Genomic DNA, 16,164 nt, shown 5'->3' on the forward strand with positions numbered 1-16,164 from the left:
CTCAACGGTGGGAGGGGGCTTGCCCCCGATAGCGCCCGGACGCCCAACAAAAAACCCGCGCCTGTCACCAGAACGCGGGTTTCTCTTACCGCCTCAGGCGATCAACGCTCCAGCAGAATCCGCAGCATGCGACGCAGCGGTTCGGCCGCGCCCCATAGCAACTGGTCGCCGACGGTGAATGCGCCCAGGTACTGGGTGCCCATGTTCAGCTTGCGTAGACGACCCACCGGTACATTCAGGGTGCCGGTGACCTTGGTCGGGCTCAGCTCCTGCATGCTGATCTCGCGGTTGTTCGGCACCAGCTTGACCCAGGGGTTGTGCTGGCTGATCAGCGATTCGATATCGGCGATCGGCACATCTTTGTTCAGTTTGATGGTCAGCGCCTGGCTGTGGCAGCGCATGGCGCCGATGCGCACGCAGATACCGTCGACTGGGATCGGGCTCTTGAAGCGACCGAGGATCTTGTTGGTCTCGGCCTGGGCCTTCCACTCTTCACGGCTCTGACCGTTGGGCAGCTCCTTGTCGATCCAGGGAATCAGGCTGCCGGCCAACGGCACGCCGAAGTTCTCGGTCGGGTAGGCTTCGCTGCGCATGGCTTCGGCCACACGGCGGTCGATGTCGAGGATCGCGCTGGCCGGATCGGCCAATTGATCGGCGACGGCGGCGTGGGTGGCGCCCATCTGTTTGATCAGCTCGCGCATGTTCTGCGCGCCGGCGCCGGACGCCGCCTGATAGGTCATGGCGCTCATCCACTCGACCAGCCCTGCTTCGAACAGGCCGCCCAGGCCCATCAGCATCAGGCTGACGGTGCAGTTGCCGCCGACGTAGTTCTTGGTGCCGGCGTCCAGTTGCTGGTCGATGACCTTGCGGTTGACCGGGTCCAGGATGATCACGGCATCGTCCTGCATGCGCAGGCTCGACGCGGCGTCGATCCAGTAACCCTGCCAGCCGGCCTCGCGCAACTTGGGGAAGACTTCGCTGGTGTAGTCGCCGCCCTGGCAGGTCAGAATCACGTCGAGGGTCTTCAGCTCGTCAATGCTGTAGGCGTCCTTGAGCGGAGCAATGTCCTTGCCCACGGACGGACCCTGGCCACCCACGTTCGACGTGGTGAAAAACACCGGCTCAATAAGATCGAAATCCTGCTCTTCCAGCATCCGCTGCATGAGCACGGAACCGACCATACCGCGCCAACCGATCAGACCTACACGTTTCATCGCAACTACACCTTGTTAAAAAGTGGGCCGCCTTGCAGCAACAACTGCAAGCGGGCCCGAGAGATTACAGATTCCGCAGCGCGGCGACTACTGCGTCGCCCATTTCTTGCGTACCGACTTTGGTGCAACCCTGCGACCAGATGTCGCCAGTGCGCAAGCCCTGATCCAAGACCAGGCTCACGGCCTTCTCGATGGCATCCGCCGCGTCGCTCAGGTTGAAGGTGTAACGCAGCATCATCGACACCGAAAGGATAGTCGCCAGCGGGTTGGCAATGCCCTGCCCTGCGATGTCCGGCGCCGAGCCGTGGCAAGGTTCATACATGCCCTTGTTGTCGGTATCCAAAGACGCCGACGGTAGCATGCCGATGGAACCGGTGAGCATCGAGGCCTGGTCGGACAGGATGTCGCCGAACAGGTTGTCGGTGACGATCACGTCGAACTGCTTGGGCGCGCGCACCAGCTGCATCGCGGCGTTATCGACATACATGTGGCTCAGTTCCACGTCCGGGTAGTCCTTGGCGACTTCTTCGACAATCTCGCGCCACAGTTGGCTGGACGCCAGTACGTTGGCCTTGTCCACCGAGCAGACCTTTTTGCCGCGCACGCGGGCCATGTCGAAACCGACACGGGCGATCCGGCGGATTTCGCTTTCGCTGTAGGGCAAGGTGTCGTATGCCTGACGTTCGCCGTTGTCCAGCACGCGCACGCCGCGTGGGGCGCCGAAATAGATACCGCCGGTCAGCTCACGCACGATCAGGATATCCAGACCCGACACCACCTCCGGCTTGAGGCTCGACGCATCAGCCAGCTGCGGATAAAGGATCGCCGGGCGCAGGTTGCCGAACAGGCCCAGTTGCGCGCGGATCTTCAGCAAACCGCGCTCCGGACGGATGTCGCGTTCGATCTTGTCCCATTTCGGTCCGCCCACGGCGCCCAGCAGCACGGCATCGGCGGCGCGAGCACGTTCCAGGGTTTCATCGGCCAGCGGCACGCCATGCTTGTCGATGGCGGCGCCGCCGATCACGTCGTGGCTCAATTCGAAGCCCAGGCTGTACTTGGTGTTGGCCAGCTCCAGAACTTTGACCGCTTCGGCCATGATTTCCGGACCAATACCGTCGCCAGGGAGAATCAGAATCTGCTTGCTCATGCTTGCCTCATTTCATCGGGCGACCCATCCGCGGGACAGGTCGGAAAAATTAATCAGCGCTCGGCCCACACTACCAGCACGTCGGTACTGAAGGTGCCGTCGGCTTGAATCTCGTAGTAATCGCGCACTTCCTGGCCCATCGCTTGCTGCAGCTCAAGAATCGCGGTGCGCAAGGCTTGTGGCGTGCGCATGCGCTCGACCCAAGAGGTGTATTCCAGACGCAGGCGTTGGCGGCTGCTGTTGCGTACGTGCAAACCCGCTTCGCTGAGCTGACGCATCCATTCAGCGGCAGAATAATCGCGTACGTGGCTGGTGTCGCGCAGCACTTCGACGGTTTGCAGGTAAGTGTCCAGCAGCGGGCTGCCGGGTGACAGCACATCGACAAAGGCCACCACGCCCCCTGGTTTAAGCACCCGGCGTACTTCGCGCAGGGCCAGGCCGAGGTCACTCCAGTGGTGGGCCGAATAGCGACTGAACACAAAATCGAACTCGCCATCAGCGAACGGCAAGCGCTCGGCGGCACCGTTTACGGTGCTTATATTGGTGAGACCGCGCTCCTGCGCGGCGGCGGCCACTACGTCGAGCATCTGCTGGGACAGGTCGTAGGCCACGACTTCCTTGACCAATGGAGCCACATGGAAACTCACATGACCGGCACCGCAGCCCAGGTCCAGCAGCCGTGCGTGGCCCTGCCCGGCAAGCTCGGCCTGGAGCAGCGCGAATTCGGTGCCTTGGGCGTGCACGGCACTGCTCAGGTAGGCCGAGGCCTGTTCGCCGAATTGTTTTTGCACGACTTGGGTGTGGGCGGTGGCGGTCATGGTGGCATCCTTCAAGGGTTGTGTTGCTGGTACCGGCCCTATCGGGGGCAAGCCCCCTCCCACATTTGAATGTATTCACAACTCAAAAGGTGGGAGGGGGCTTGCCCTCGATGAAGCCGGCCCTGCCTACATCAATTTACGCGTCACGAAACAACCAAGGCTGGCTGGCTCGGTGCTTGGCTTCAAACGCCGCAATCGCATCACCGTCCTGCAAGGTCAGGCCGATATCGTCCAGCCCATTGAGCAGGCAGTGCTTACGGAAGGCATCCACTTCAAAGTGATACACCTTGCCGTCCGGACGGGTCACGGTCTGCGCGGCCAGGTCCACCGTCAATTGGTAGCCCACAGTGGCTTCCACTTGCTGGAACAGCTCGTCCACTTCGGCGTCGCTCAAGATGATCGGCAACAGGCCGTTCTTGAAGCTGTTGTTGAAGAAAATGTCGGCAAAGCTCGGCGCGATGATGCTGCGAAAGCCATATTCTTCCAGGGCCCACGGCGCGTGCTCACGGCTGGAACCGCAGCCGAAGTTTTCCCGGGCCAGCAATACACTGGCGCCCTGGTAACGCTCGGCGTTGAGGACGAAATCCTTGTTCAGCGGGCGCTTGGAGTTGTCCTGATAGGCATAGCCCACGTCCAGATAGCGCCACTCGTCGAACAGGTTGGGGCCGAAGCCGGTGCGCTTGATCGATTTCAAGAACTGCTTGGGGATGATCTGGTCGGTGTCCACGTTGGCACGGTCCAACGGCGCGACAAGACCTGTGTGTTGGGTAAAAGCTCGCATCGGGTATTCCTCAGATCAATTCGCGAACGTCGATGAAACGACCGTTGACGGCAGCAGCAGCGGCCATGGCCGGGCTGACCAGGTGGGTACGGCCACCGGCGCCCTGACGCCCTTCGAAGTTACGGTTGGAGGTCGACGCGCAATGCTCGCCCGACTCCAAACGGTCCGGGTTCATCGCCAGGCACATGGAGCAGCCCGGCTCGCGCCATTCAAAACCGGCCTCAAGGAAGATCTTGTCCAGGCCCTCGGCCTCGGCTTGCGCTTTGACCAGGCCCGAGCCCGGCACCACGATGGCTTGCTTGATGGTCGAGGCGACTTTGCGGCCCTTGGCGATCACCGCCGCGGCGCGCAGGTCTTCGATCCGCGAGTTGGTGCAGGAGCCGATGAACACGCGGTCCAGCTGGATATCGGTGATCGCCTGGTTGGCGGTCAACCCCATGTACTTCAGGGCGCGCTCGATAGAGCCGCGCTTGACCAGGTCGGTTTCCTTGGCTGGGTCCGGCACATTCTGATCCACCGCCAAGACCATTTCCGGCGAAGTGCCCCAACTGACCTGCGGCTTGATCTGGGTTGCATCCAGCTCGACCACGGTGTCGAACACTGCATCGGCGTCGGACACCAGGTCTTTCCAGGCTTCGACCGCCGCAGCCCAGTCGGCGCCTTGCGGGGCGAACGGCCGGCCTTTGACGTACTCGATGGTTTTTTCGTCCGCCGCCACCATGCCCACGCGGGCACCGGCTTCGATGGACATGTTGCAAATGGTCATGCGGCCTTCGATGGACAGATCACGAATGGCGCTGCCGGCGAACTCGATGGCATGGCCGTTGCCGCCGGCGGTGCCGATCTTGCCGATCACAGCCAACACGATGTCCTTGGCGGTCACGCCAAAAGGCAATTGGCCTTCGACGCGCACCAGCATGTTCTTCATTTTCTTGGCGACCAGGCACTGGGTGGCGAACACATGTTCCACCTCGGAAGTGCCGATGCCATGGGCCAGCGCGCCGAACGCACCATGAGTGGAGGTGTGGGAGTCGCCGCACACCACGGTCATGCCCGGCAGCGTGGCGCCCTGCTCCGGGCCGATGACGTGCACGATGCCTTGACGCACGTCATTCATCTTGAACTCGGTGATGCCATATTCGTCGCAATAGTCGTCGAGGGTTTGCACCTGCAGGCGCGACACCTGGTCGGCGATGGCGTCGATGCCGCCCTTGCGCTCGGGAGTGGTCGGTACGTTGTGGTCCGGGGTGGCGATGATGGAATCGACGCGCCAAGGCTTGCGCCCGGCCAGCCGCAGGCCTTCGAACGCTTGGGGCGAGGTCACTTCATGGATGATGTGACGGTCGATATAGATCAGCGACGAACCGTCGTCGCGCCGTTTCACTTCATGGGAATCCCAAAGCTTGTCGTAAAGCGTTTTGCCGGCCATCAGTCGGTCCTCATCAGCGGTCTTTCTATGCCCCGGGTTTTGAGACGTATCAATAACCCTTTGGCTTGTGAGGCTGATGGTATGGCGCTACATTAAATAACTCAAATTCATATTTTTTATGCTTTGGATTACCAACTGGAATACAACAATGGACCTGGCCAACCTCAATGCCTTTATTGCCATCGCCGAGACTGGCAGCTTTTCCGGGGCCGGCGAGCGCCTGCACCTGACCCAGCCCGCCATCAGCAAGCGCATTGCTGGCCTGGAGCAACAGCTCAACGTGCGGCTGTTCGACCGGCTGGGCCGCGAGGTTGGCCTGACCGAAGCCGGGCGTGCCCTGCTGCCGCGCGCGTATCAGATTCTGAATGTGCTGGACGACACGCGCCGCGCCCTCACCAATCTCACCGGCGAAGTCAGCGGGCGCCTGACCCTTGCCACCAGCCACCATATCGGCCTGCATCGCCTGCCGCCGGTACTGCGCACATTTACCCGGCAGTACCCTAACGTGGCCCTGGATATTCAGTTTCTGGATTCGGAAGTGGCCTACGAAGAAATCCTCCATGGCCGTGCCGAAGTGGCGGTGATCACCCTGGCGCCCGACCCTCATCATCTAGTGCGCGCCACCCCCGTTTGGGACGATCCGCTGGATTTCGTGGTAGCGCCGGAACACAGCCTGGCCGGCGATAGCCCTGTGAGTCTGGCCGACATTGCCGGCCACCCAGCCGTATTCCCTGGCGGTAACACCTTTACCCACCATATTGTCAGCCGTTTGTTCGAGGCTCAGGGGCTCACGCCGAATATTGCGATGAGCACCAATTACCTGGAAACCATCAAAATGATGGTGTCCATCGGCCTGGCCTGGAGCGTGCTGCCGCGTACCATGCTGGACGATCAGGTGGCCAGCGTCGCTTTGCCAGGCATACAGCTCAGTCGCCAGCTAGGCTATATCGTGCACACCGAAAGGACGCTGTCGAACGCTGCGCGGGCCTTTATGAGCTTGCTGGATGCACAGGTCGATCTCCCAGGGATATCGGCATGACCTAGTGCGTCCGGTTTACTGAGCTGGACCGCGTTGTTTGCCCATTGAGTGAGCCAAGGCCCTTTGATAATGCGCACCCCCGTCGATTCCATGCCACCGCTGCCCCGCATCTACGCCCTCGACCCGCGTGAGGCGGAGCAAAGCTGGGAGAGCGCCCCGCAGTTGCTGGCGGCGCTCAATGCCGCGCGCCTGGGCGCATGGTGCTGGGAAATCGACAGCGGGCGCATCAGTTGGTCACGAGGCACCCAGGCGCTGTTCGGCTTCGACCCGCGCCAGCCACTGCCCAAGGACCTGGAATACCTGGAGCTGCTGGATCCCGCCGATCGCTCCCGGGTGGTGCGCGCCTTCCACGCAGTCTTGGCCGGCGAGCCGTTCGAGCAAGCCATGCACCACCGCATCCAGTGGCCAGACGGCAGCTTTCATTGGCTGGAGATCAACGGCAGTGTGGTGCCGGATAACACCGGACGGGGCCGCATGATCGGGGTGATCCGCGAAATCACCGAGCAGCGCGAGCGGGAGCGCGCCCTCAGCCACTCCGAAAAGCGCTTCGCCACGCTGTTCCACCTGTGCCCGAACATGGTGCTGCTGACCCGCCAGGCCGACGGCTTGATTAGCGAAGCCAACCAGTATTTTGAAATGCTGTTCGGCTGGCCCCTGGCCGATGCGATTGGCCGCACTACCCTGGAGCTGGGCCTATGGCGCCATCCCGAACAACGCGCGCAGCTGGTCAAAGCCACCCAGCGTAAGGGTGAACCGATCACCATGGAAGTGCAGTTCTGCGCCAGTAACGGCCAGATCCACGACGGCACGCTCAGCGCCCAAAAGGTCGAACTGGACGGTGAGGCCTACCTGATCAGCACGTTCCTCGACACCACCGAACGCAAAATGGCCGAGGACGCCCTCAAGGACAGCCAAGAGCGTCTCGACCTGGCCCTTGATTCCGCGCAATTGGGCACCTGGGACTGGCACATCCCCAGCGGCATGCTCTACGGCTCGGCCCGCGCCGCCCAACTGCATGGCCTGCCGCCGGAGCCGTTCCACGAGTCCTTCGATGCGTTTTTCGAAGGCATGCCCGATGAAGAGCGCGAAAATATGCGCCATGCCTACCGCACCCTGCGCGAAGGCCCGGCCGGCAACTATCAGCTGACCTACCGCGTGCCGATGGAAGACGGCTCCTCACGCTATTTGGAAAGCCGCGCCCGCCTGTACCGCGACGCCCAGGGCGCGCCGTTGCGCATGGCCGGTACCCTGCTGGACATCACTGACCAGGTCGAACGGGAACAGCGCCTGAGCGCCTCCGAAGAGAAATTCGCCAGTCTGTTCCAGGCCAGCCCCGACCCAATCTGCGTCACCGGCCTGGATAGCGGCGCGTTCATCGAGATCAACCCGGCGTTTACCCAGACCTTCGGCTGGAGCGTCGCCGAGGTGATCGGCAGAAGCGCCGATGAAATCGGCCTATGGAACGATTCGAGCCAGCGCCTTGAGCGCATCGAGCGAGTAATCCGCGAGCAAGCGCTGAACAATGTGGCGGTGGTGGCCCATCACAAAGACGGCCGCAGCCTCACCTGTGTAATTTCCAGCCGCCTGATCAAAGTGGGGGAGCAACCGTGCATCGTCACGACCTTGCGCGATATCACCCAGCAACAACGTTCGGAGGCGGCGTTGAAGGCCAGCGAAGAAAAGTTCGCCAAGGCGTTCCATTCCAGCCCGGACGCTATCTCGATCACCGAACGCGACACCGGCCGGTATGTAGAAGTCAACGATGGTTTCTGCCGCTTGACCGGCTACCGTGCTGAAGAGGCCATCGGTCTGACCCTCTATCAGATCGGCATCTGGGCCGACGACAAACAACGCTCGGCGCTGCTGGCCGAGCTGCAGATCAAGGGTCGCATCCATCATCTGGAGATGCTCTGGCACAACAAACGCGGCGAATTACTGGCAGTGGAAGTCTCGGTGGAGCCCATTACGCTGAATGAAACCCCGTGCCTGCTGCTGACGGCGCGGGATGTGAGCCTGCTGAAAAACGCCCAGGCGCAGATCCGCCACCTGGCCTATCACGACCCACTGACCAACCTGCCCAACCGCGCGCTGCTGATGGATCGTCTGAGCCAGCAGATTGCATTGCTCAAGCGCCACAACCTGCGCGGAGCGCTGTTGTTTCTGGACCTGGACCATTTCAAGCACATCAACGATTCCCTCGGCCACCCGGTGGGCGACACCGTGTTGAAAATCGTCACCGCGCGGCTTGAAGCCAGCGTGCGCATGGAAGACACCGTGGCGCGCCTGGGCGGCGATGAGTTCGTGGTGTTGCTTAGCGGTCTGGAAGGCTCACGCAACGAAGTCAGCCATCAGGTTCAGAACCTGGCCAATACCCTGCGCGAGTTGCTCTCGGAGCCAATGTTTTTGGACGGTCACCGCCTGCAAGTCACTCCCAGCATCGGCGTGGCGCTGATCCCCGACCACGGTTCGACCCCGGCCGACCTGCTCAAGCGCGCCGACATCGCGCTGTACCGCGCCAAGGACTCGGGGCGCAACACCACGCAAATGTTCCACAACAGCATGCAGAAGACCGCCAGCGAACGGCTGCGCATGGAAACCGACCTGCGCCTGGCCCTTTCCCGCGGCGAGTTCAGCGTGCATTACCAGCCGCAAGTGGACGCGCGCGGCAACCGTATCGTCGGCGCCGAAGCTTTGGTGCGCTGGCAGCACCCGCAATTGGGCGCGCAGTCGCCGGCGGAATTTATCAAGGTATTGGAAGACAGTGGCTTGATCCTTGAAGTCGGCACCTGGATTCTCGACGAGGCCTGCGCGGCGTTCGGGCAATTGCTTCAGGAGGGCAAGATCGACCCGTTGGACTTCAGCCTGTGTGTGAACATCAGCCCGCGGCAGTTCCGCCAGAGCGATTTTGTCGAGCGGGTGGAGCGCAGTCTGCAGCAGCACTCCTTGCCCTGCAGCCTGCTGAAACTGGAAATCACCGAAGGCATCGTGATCCAGAACCTCGACGACACCATCAGCAAGATGCGCCGCCTGAAAAAACTCGGCGTGAGCTTTGCGATGGATGACTTCGGCACCGGCTATTCATCCCTCACTTACCTCAAGCGCTTGCCGGTGGACGCGCTGAAAATCGACCAATCGTTTGTCCGCGATGCCACCCACGATCCCAACGATGCCGAAATCATCCGCGCCATTGTGGCCATGGCGCGCAGTTTGAATCTGGAGGTGATTGCCGAGGGCGTGGAAACCCCTGAACAACTGGCATTCCTGCAGATGCTGGGCTGCCATTTGTACCAGGGGTATTTACACAGTCGTCCGCTGCCGATCGAAGGCTTCAGACGGCTGCTGGTATAGCCGACACCCGCCCTTCAGCGCAGGTAAGCGACCCCTAGACCAGGGCTACTGCAACGCCCCGTCTCGGTGTCGAACCCTGTCGCCCCCACAACTCTTCACGTCCGTTGATAACCGCCACCGAATGCCCGGCTCGATTACACATGCCTATTTGTCCACGGGCGAGCTCACGCACGGAGACTCTTTTCATGTGCTTTTTCAATCCAAGCCGTTCAAACCCCTCACCTGCCATGGTTTCATCCTCACCGTTGTTCAAGCTGTGGATCGCTGCACGGTAACTCCTGCCCGCCGTGCCGTCGTTATTGTCCCGTTGAGCACGCTTGGCGCTCACCGCAAACAAAAACTGCGCATCCTTGAGCATTCCTTTGTCCGGGCCAATAAACTTCGCGCCTTGTGCGCCCTCTCTCAACTCTTGGTCGCTCAAGGTCAGTTCATAGCCGTCCCGCATGACCACGTGATAACCCGTACTGGTTTTTTTCACCTCTTTATAAATATCCGTTGGGCTTTGACCGAAGCGATGCATCGCCGCCTTAATCGCCGAGACAGTGACACAATTGCCATCGGGGCCCTGACGAAAACCACTCCAAATATTCTCCGGCTTGGCACCATTACGCTTGCTTGAAAGACCCGGGATATCCGTGGCGGGTCCGGGAGCGGGCGGTGTCGGATCAGGTACGACCTTTGGCAGGACGTCAGGGGGACGTGGAACGTCAGGTACGGTTGTTTCTTTTTTATTGGATATCAAGCCAATTAACTGGTTAAAAAATGAAGTAAACAATGCCACCAATGAATTGACCGCATCCGCATTTTGGACAGCACTATTTTTTACATTCGCGACGGCGCTGGGCGACGCATCAAACTTTATGTTATTTCTGGAATAACCGTGCGAGACGTCTTCATTCACTGCGTTGAAAGTATCAACACCAAGGACCTGACGCACATCTATCACACGCGCAACATTATTAATTAAAGGACATGGCATAACTGACTCCTTGAACAATGACCTCACCGAACCGAGCCGACACCGGAGAAGTCATTGTTTTACGTGAACGATCCTAGCCTGTTGTTTTCAACGCCTGAATGCAGGCCGCCTATTGAAACGCCAGTCCCTGTTATCGAATGTATTTTCCGCTGGGCCAGGGCTGGTCAAATCAGGTTCCGTTTTGTCAGGTTTAACTTCGACGAGGGTGTCCGGCTTGACGGGTGGCGTCACGTTGGGTTTCGTGTCCGGCTTCACATCCAACTTCACGGCCGGATTCGTGTCCGGTTTCACATCCAACTTCACGGCCGGGTTCGTGTCGGGTTTCACATCCAACTTCACGGCCGGGTTCGTGTCCGGTTTCACTTCCAACTTCACGTCTGGCTTCGTGTCCGGTTTCACCTCAGGCTTAACTCTCGGCGCGGGTTTTGGCGTTACGCCAGGCATTACATCGGGATTGGGCCCAACGCGCACGTCTGGGACAACCCTTGGCCTGATCCCACTATCAGGCAATACGCCGTGGTCGGGGCAGTGACAATGGCTGACGTTGACATTCACCTGTACGTTCGCCTTTGCATCGTTGGTCACTGCGACCTCAGGCCGGGGCACTTGCGGCATCACCGGTTTTGGGGTGTTGCGGGCGTCCGCTAAAACCATCGACTTCTCTGCGTCAGCCTTACCGGAGGGGTCCGTTGTCTGAGGGGTTACCCGACGCTTATCCAAGCCTGGTGTCACGGATTGGTTGGCAGCATCCGGCTTCACCGATTGCTTTTCCATATCCGGCTTTACCAATCGCTTATCTGCGCCTGGCGTCGCCGGTTGGTCAGCGGCATCCGGCTTCACAGGCGCTTTGGTGACGTCCGGCGTAAGACCCGGCGAATGCTTCAAACCAGACATAAGATCAGGCGCATTATTTCGCCCAACAAACACTTCCCGCATAGACCTAAAAAACTGTTCGATCATGTCAAACATCTTAGAGAGTGCACCCGCACTGAACATCAACTCGTTATTTTTAACGCTAGAATTTTCAAAGCGCGTCGTCGAAACATCGGAACGGGAAGTGCTACTAGGCGGGGTGGATTTAGCATCAGCGCTCGTCGGCTTGGACGACGGTTGATCGAGAATCGATGTATCAGGTTTTACAAAATTAGGATTATTGATCGTTAGAGACATTCATAACTTCCTCAATTAACGCAACCTGACTCCGTTATAGGAATAGGAAAGCAATAGTCTTATTGACCAGCAAGCAACAAGGCTGCTTCACAGTCCCTACTTTCGTGGAAAATAACGCTGTCGGGTTCCTCGAATCGCATTTCATATAAGGAAACCAAACCGAATTTTCAGATAATGCCTCATGGCTTTTATCGGAAGTCCGCGAATCAAGCCGCCAAGCGAAGGCATTAACGGAAATACATATTAATAAATCGACGCGCGCGCAACTCAGCGAAATAATTCCGGATACCGCCCAGTAATTGATTCTGCTAACAGCCTCGCAAGAAACAAATCAAGACAAACTGACACATGTGTATGAACTTAAATAAAAAGACACCCGGCGATACATCAGCTTGGTTAAATATAAAAAATACATCTCACTTGACGCCGCCCCACTGATGCCGCCCATAAACAAAAAATGCCCCGCATCTTTCGATACGGAGCATTTCCTGGAAACATGCAGCCATTCACGCCATACCGCCGACCCACTCCTCCGTCAGGGCTGATAAACCGGCGGATGGGCCACACCGAGCAAAAGACTGACTTGCTCCAGCGATGTCTCACGCCGCAAGGCGGCAAACAACGCCACCGCTTCGGGGTAGTTACGCGTCAACATCGCCAGCCACTGCTTCAGGCGACCTGGCGCCTGGCGCTCGGTCAATTGCGCCACGCATTGCACCCAGAAATCCTGCAGCAGCGGTTGCAGCTGTGCCCAGGACATTTCCACCACGTCTTCACCTGCGCGAGCAGCTGCGATTTGCCGCGCGAGATCAGGACGCGCCACCAAGCCACGGCCGAGCATGATGTCTTCGGCGCCGCTGACTTCGCGACAACGCCGCCAGTCTTCAACACTCCAGATATCGCCATTGGCGAACACCGGCACCTTGACCACGTCCTGCACACGAGGAATCCACTCCCAATGCGCGGGCGGCTTGTAGCCATCGGTCTTGGTACGGGCGTGCACCACGATATGGGCGGCGCCGCCCTCGGCCAGGGCTGTGGCGCATACCAGCGCACCGTCGGGGCTGTCGAAGCCCAGGCGCATCTTGGCAGTCACCGGGATATGCGCCGGCACCGCGCGGCGCACATGCTCGACAATCTGGTTAAGCAGCTCTGGTTCCTTGAGCAGCACGGCACCGCCGCGCGATTTATTGACGGTCTTGGCTGGACAGCCGAAGTTCAAGTCGATCACTTCGGAGCCCAGTTCACAGGCCAACGCGGCGTTTTCCGCCAGGCAAACCGGGTCGGAGCCGAGCAATTGCACACGCAATGGCACACCCGCTGCGGTGTGGGCACCGTGCAGCAGTTCAGGCGCGAGCTTATGGAAATAGGCTGGGGTGAGCAGGCGGTCGTTGACGCGGATGAATTCGGTCACGCACCAGTCAATCCCGCCGACGCGGGTCAGCACGTCACGCAGGATGTTATCGACCAGCCCCTCCATGGGCGCCAAAGCAATTTGCATGGAAAACACTCAAGAAAAATCGTGGCGCAGTTTACTGGGTTTCCCACTGCAACCGTTAACCCCCTGTCAGGGCGGGGCCATAGCCATCGAGAAACTCCGTCGGCATGCGCTTGGGCTTGCCGCTGGACAGCTCAATGCAGACGAATGTGGTGTGCGCCCGCAGCAAGGTGGCGCCATCCCGGGGGCGGACCAGTTGGAAACGGCGGGTCATCTTCAGACGCTGATCCCAATCGACGATCCAGGTGGCCAACTGCAACTCATCGCCTTCGTACCCGGCCGCCAGGTAGTCGATTTCATGACGCACCACCGCCATGGCACGATCCAATCGACGGTACTCGGCAAGGTCCAACCCCAAGCGCTGCGAATGGCGCCAGGCGCAGCGTTCGAGCCAGGCGACATACACTGCGTTGTTGGCGTGCCCCAGACCGTCAATGTCTTCAGGGGCGACCTGCAGGTCAATGATAAACGGCGTTGCCAAATCCCAGCCCATGCGCTGCTCCCGGTCGATTAATGTCAGGGGGCAGCAGTGTATCAGGCGCTTTGTCGCTCCTGTAACCGAGCGCCGGCCAACAACGTCAGCACACCGTCGATCACCCGTGGATCGGCCAGTACCTTCTGATGCCCGCCCTGCTCCAGTTGCAGCAAGCGGCTGTCGAACCAGGCCTCGTGGATGGCCTTGGCGGCCTTGACGGGCACAAACGTATCGTCCTCGGCGTGCACGATCAGCCCGGGAATAGCCATATCGTAGTGAGCGACATCCAGATGTTTGAGTGGCATACCAAATGTCAGCTCGACCTCTTGGATAAATGCCAGCCGCGCCCGCGTCGGCAGGCCCACCATACGGGTAAAGCCGCGCAGCACATCCAGAAAGCGCGACGGCGCAGCAATGCTTACCAACGCATTGGTGCGCAATCCCAATTGCACGGCGAGCATGGCACTCGCCCCGCCCATGGAATGGCCGATAACCGCGTGCAGCGGCGGCAACTCGGCGGCCGCCTCCAACATGGCTCGGGCAAACAGCAGCACATGGGCTTCACGCCCCGGCGAATGGCCATGGGCCGGGCCGTCCAGGGCGATCACGGAGTAGCCGTTGTCGACCAGCGCATTGATGAGGCTGGCGAATTGGGTTGGCCGGCCTTCCCAGCCGTGCATCAGCAGCACGGCGGGCCCTTCGCCCCAGCGCAGCGCCGACAAACCGAAACGCAACGTGACACGCTGCGCCTGCGCCAGCAGCGGCAACTCCCAATCACGGGGCGGCAATTCGCGCGGGGTCATGAACACACGCCGCATTCTGTTGGCCACCGTTCGCGGCGCCACGTACCCCAATGTACCGTTGACACCTCGCACCCAGGTTAACGCACCCATAACCCGCTCCTTTTAACGCACCGCCGACTTGGCCGCGCGCATCACCCGATCCGACAATTCCCCCGGCCCGAGCGCACGCGCCAGGGTCAGTCCACCCACCATCAACGCCATGTCCGCCAGGGCCTTGTCGATGTCTTCCGGGCACGTCGCCAACTGTGCAGCCATCAATTCAACATGTTCGCTGAGCACCTGGCGGAACGCCTCTGGCAAGCGCCCCATCTCCCCGACCGTGGCGGGTAGCGGGCAGGCCTGGGAGGTTGAGTCGCGGTGTTTGCGCGACAGATAAAACGCCGCCGCCAGGGCGCGGCGCTCTTCGCCGGTGATCTGCTCGTCCAGGTCATTGATGGACGCGCGGCGCTGAGCCAGCAACTGACTGAATGCCTCCAGCATCAGCGCGTCCTTGCTTTCAAAGTGTGCGTAGAAGCCACCCACGGTCAGCCCCGCCGCCCCCATGACTTCACCGACGCTAGGCTCAGCCGGGCCACGCTGAATCAACGCAGCGCTGGCAGCCTGCAGAATGCGTTCGCGGGTTTGCGCTTTTTTGTCGCTCATCGTTGCCTCCGTGGTTCATGGGTTGAATATTATTACCATAATAATATTCCGCAAGCGACGGGTATGACCACTGGTCAGAACGACAAGAAGAAAGGGAAGGAGGAATTGGCCAAACGCCAGACAAACAAAAGGGCCATTCAATAATTGAATGACCCTTAAAAATCCCGCAGAGCGGGTAATCGTGGCGTCCCCTAGGGGACTCGAACCCCTGTTACCGCCGTGAAAGGGCGGTGTCCTAGGCCACTAGACGAAGGGGACACAAACCTTCTATACAATTGATCAGGCTGAGACTGATCGATCCAAGGACGGTGTGGCCGGAACCTTGAACCTGTAAATTGGTGGAGCTAAACGGGATCGAACCGTTGACCTCTTGCATGCCATGCAAGCGCTCTCCCAGCTGAGCTATAGCCCCAGATTTTTCGCCTCGCGGCGCAGCAGACCTTGCGAGCTGCTTGTTGAAACTGGCGTCCCCTAGGGGACTCGAACCCCTGTTACCGCCGTGAAAGGGCGGTGTCCTAGGCCACTAGACGAAGGGGACAAAACCTTCTGTACAACGGATCAGAGCTGAGTTCTGATCGATTCAAGGACGGTGTGGCCAGACCTTGAACCTGCAAATTGGTGGAGCTAAACGGGATCGAACCGTTGACCTCTTGCATGCCATGCAAGCGCTCTCCCAGCTGAGCTATAGCCCCTCATCGGTGAGGACGGGGCGAATCTTAATGGCGGTTTGGAAACGTGTCAAATTTATTTTCAACAATTTCCAAAATTTTTTGCCGGGATAACAATCACTTACCGACGAAACCCCGGAAAACCGGGGTTTC

The 16,164-nt window shown here is 59.8% G+C and carries 13 protein-coding genes and 4 tRNA genes; 2 read left to right on the forward strand and 15 right to left on the reverse strand.

The features are described from left to right. Window positions 1-101: 101 nt before the first annotated feature. The 5 genes from asd to leuC all read right to left on the reverse strand — a co-directional run bounded on the left by asd (window position 102) and on the right by leuC (window position 5,389). Window positions 102-1,214: an aspartate-semialdehyde dehydrogenase gene (asd, locus tag ACFZPT_RS20110; protein WP_034099168.1), complete on the reverse strand. Its 1,113-nt coding sequence runs from the start codon at window positions 1,212-1,214 to the stop codon at window positions 102-104. A 64-nt stretch (window positions 1,215-1,278) separates the two neighbouring features. Beyond that, complete coding sequence (gene leuB, locus ACFZPT_RS20115; RefSeq protein WP_034099170.1) at window positions 1,279-2,361, reverse strand: 3-isopropylmalate dehydrogenase; 1,083 nt, start codon at window positions 2,359-2,361, stop codon at window positions 1,279-1,281. Between the two features lie 53 nt (window positions 2,362-2,414). Beyond that, the gene (locus ACFZPT_RS20120) at window positions 2,415-3,179 is read right to left on the reverse strand and encodes a class I SAM-dependent methyltransferase (protein ID WP_034099172.1); all 765 of its coding nucleotides are present in this window, start codon (window positions 3,177-3,179) and stop codon (window positions 2,415-2,417) included. Window positions 3,180-3,315: 136 nt separating this feature from the next. Beyond that, a complete protein-coding gene (gene leuD / locus ACFZPT_RS20125; protein WP_034099174.1) occupies window positions 3,316-3,960 on the reverse strand; it encodes a 3-isopropylmalate dehydratase small subunit in 645 nt (214 codons plus the stop codon). 10 nt (window positions 3,961-3,970) lie between these two features. Further along, window positions 3,971-5,389, reverse strand: coding sequence for a 3-isopropylmalate dehydratase large subunit (leuC, locus tag ACFZPT_RS20130; RefSeq protein ID WP_034099176.1), 1,419 nt, complete (start codon window positions 5,387-5,389; stop codon window positions 3,971-3,973). A gap of 148 nt (window positions 5,390-5,537) precedes the next feature. Here leuC and ACFZPT_RS20135 point away from each other — a divergent pair, with 148 nt between their 5' ends. Together ACFZPT_RS20135 and ACFZPT_RS20140 are read left to right on the forward strand one after the other, a co-directional pair. After that, window positions 5,538-6,428, forward strand: coding sequence for a LysR family transcriptional regulator (locus tag ACFZPT_RS20135; RefSeq protein WP_034114436.1), 891 nt, complete (start codon window positions 5,538-5,540; stop codon window positions 6,426-6,428). 69 nt (window positions 6,429-6,497) lie between these two features. Continuing rightward, the gene (locus ACFZPT_RS20140; RefSeq protein ID WP_034099180.1) at window positions 6,498-9,776 is read left to right on the forward strand and encodes a PAS domain S-box protein; all 3,279 of its coding nucleotides are present in this window, start codon (window positions 6,498-6,500) and stop codon (window positions 9,774-9,776) included. Window positions 9,777-9,810: 34 nt separating this feature from the next. Here the strand turns inward: ACFZPT_RS20140 and ACFZPT_RS20145 are convergent, their stop codons facing one another. The 10 genes from ACFZPT_RS20145 to ACFZPT_RS20190 form a co-directional block, all read right to left on the reverse strand. Beyond that, window positions 9,811-10,755 carry a hypothetical protein gene (locus tag ACFZPT_RS20145; RefSeq protein ID WP_034114438.1) on the reverse strand — a complete coding sequence of 315 codons (945 nt, stop codon included), beginning with the start codon at window positions 10,753-10,755 and terminating at the stop codon, window positions 9,811-9,813. Between the two features lie 87 nt (window positions 10,756-10,842). Continuing rightward, the gene (locus tag ACFZPT_RS20150; protein ID WP_158231127.1) at window positions 10,843-11,925 is read right to left on the reverse strand and encodes a hypothetical protein; all 1,083 of its coding nucleotides are present in this window, start codon (window positions 11,923-11,925) and stop codon (window positions 10,843-10,845) included. 535 nt (window positions 11,926-12,460) lie between these two features. Beyond that, window positions 12,461-13,426 (reverse strand): tRNA-dihydrouridine synthase, encoded by a 966-nt coding sequence (locus ACFZPT_RS20155; protein ID WP_034114440.1) that lies wholly within the window; start codon window positions 13,424-13,426, stop codon window positions 12,461-12,463. Between the two features lie 55 nt (window positions 13,427-13,481). Continuing rightward, window positions 13,482-13,916 carry a thioesterase family protein gene (locus tag ACFZPT_RS20160; RefSeq protein ID WP_034114443.1) on the reverse strand — a complete coding sequence of 145 codons (435 nt, stop codon included), beginning with the start codon at window positions 13,914-13,916 and terminating at the stop codon, window positions 13,482-13,484. A 41-nt stretch (window positions 13,917-13,957) separates the two neighbouring features. After that, complete coding sequence (locus tag ACFZPT_RS20165; RefSeq protein WP_034114445.1) at window positions 13,958-14,791, reverse strand: alpha/beta hydrolase; 834 nt, start codon at window positions 14,789-14,791, stop codon at window positions 13,958-13,960. A gap of 12 nt (window positions 14,792-14,803) precedes the next feature. After that, entirely contained in the window at window positions 14,804-15,343 is a 540-nt protein-coding gene (locus ACFZPT_RS20170; protein ID WP_034099190.1) for a TetR/AcrR family transcriptional regulator, read from the reverse strand. 182 nt (window positions 15,344-15,525) lie between these two features. Then, window positions 15,526-15,601: transfer RNA gene (locus tag ACFZPT_RS20175), tRNA-Glu, on the reverse strand. Between the two features lie 78 nt (window positions 15,602-15,679). Next, window positions 15,680-15,755, reverse strand: a tRNA-Ala gene (locus tag ACFZPT_RS20180). A gap of 50 nt (window positions 15,756-15,805) precedes the next feature. Then, window positions 15,806-15,881, reverse strand: a tRNA-Glu gene (locus ACFZPT_RS20185). A gap of 78 nt (window positions 15,882-15,959) precedes the next feature. After that, a tRNA-Ala gene (locus tag ACFZPT_RS20190) sits at window positions 15,960-16,035 on the reverse strand. Between the last annotated feature and the right edge of the window lie 129 nt (window positions 16,036-16,164).

The organism is Pseudomonas sp. MD330_10 (assembly GCF_042610415.1).
Lineage (GTDB): Bacteria > Pseudomonadota > Gammaproteobacteria > Pseudomonadales > Pseudomonadaceae > Aquipseudomonas > Aquipseudomonas rhodesiae.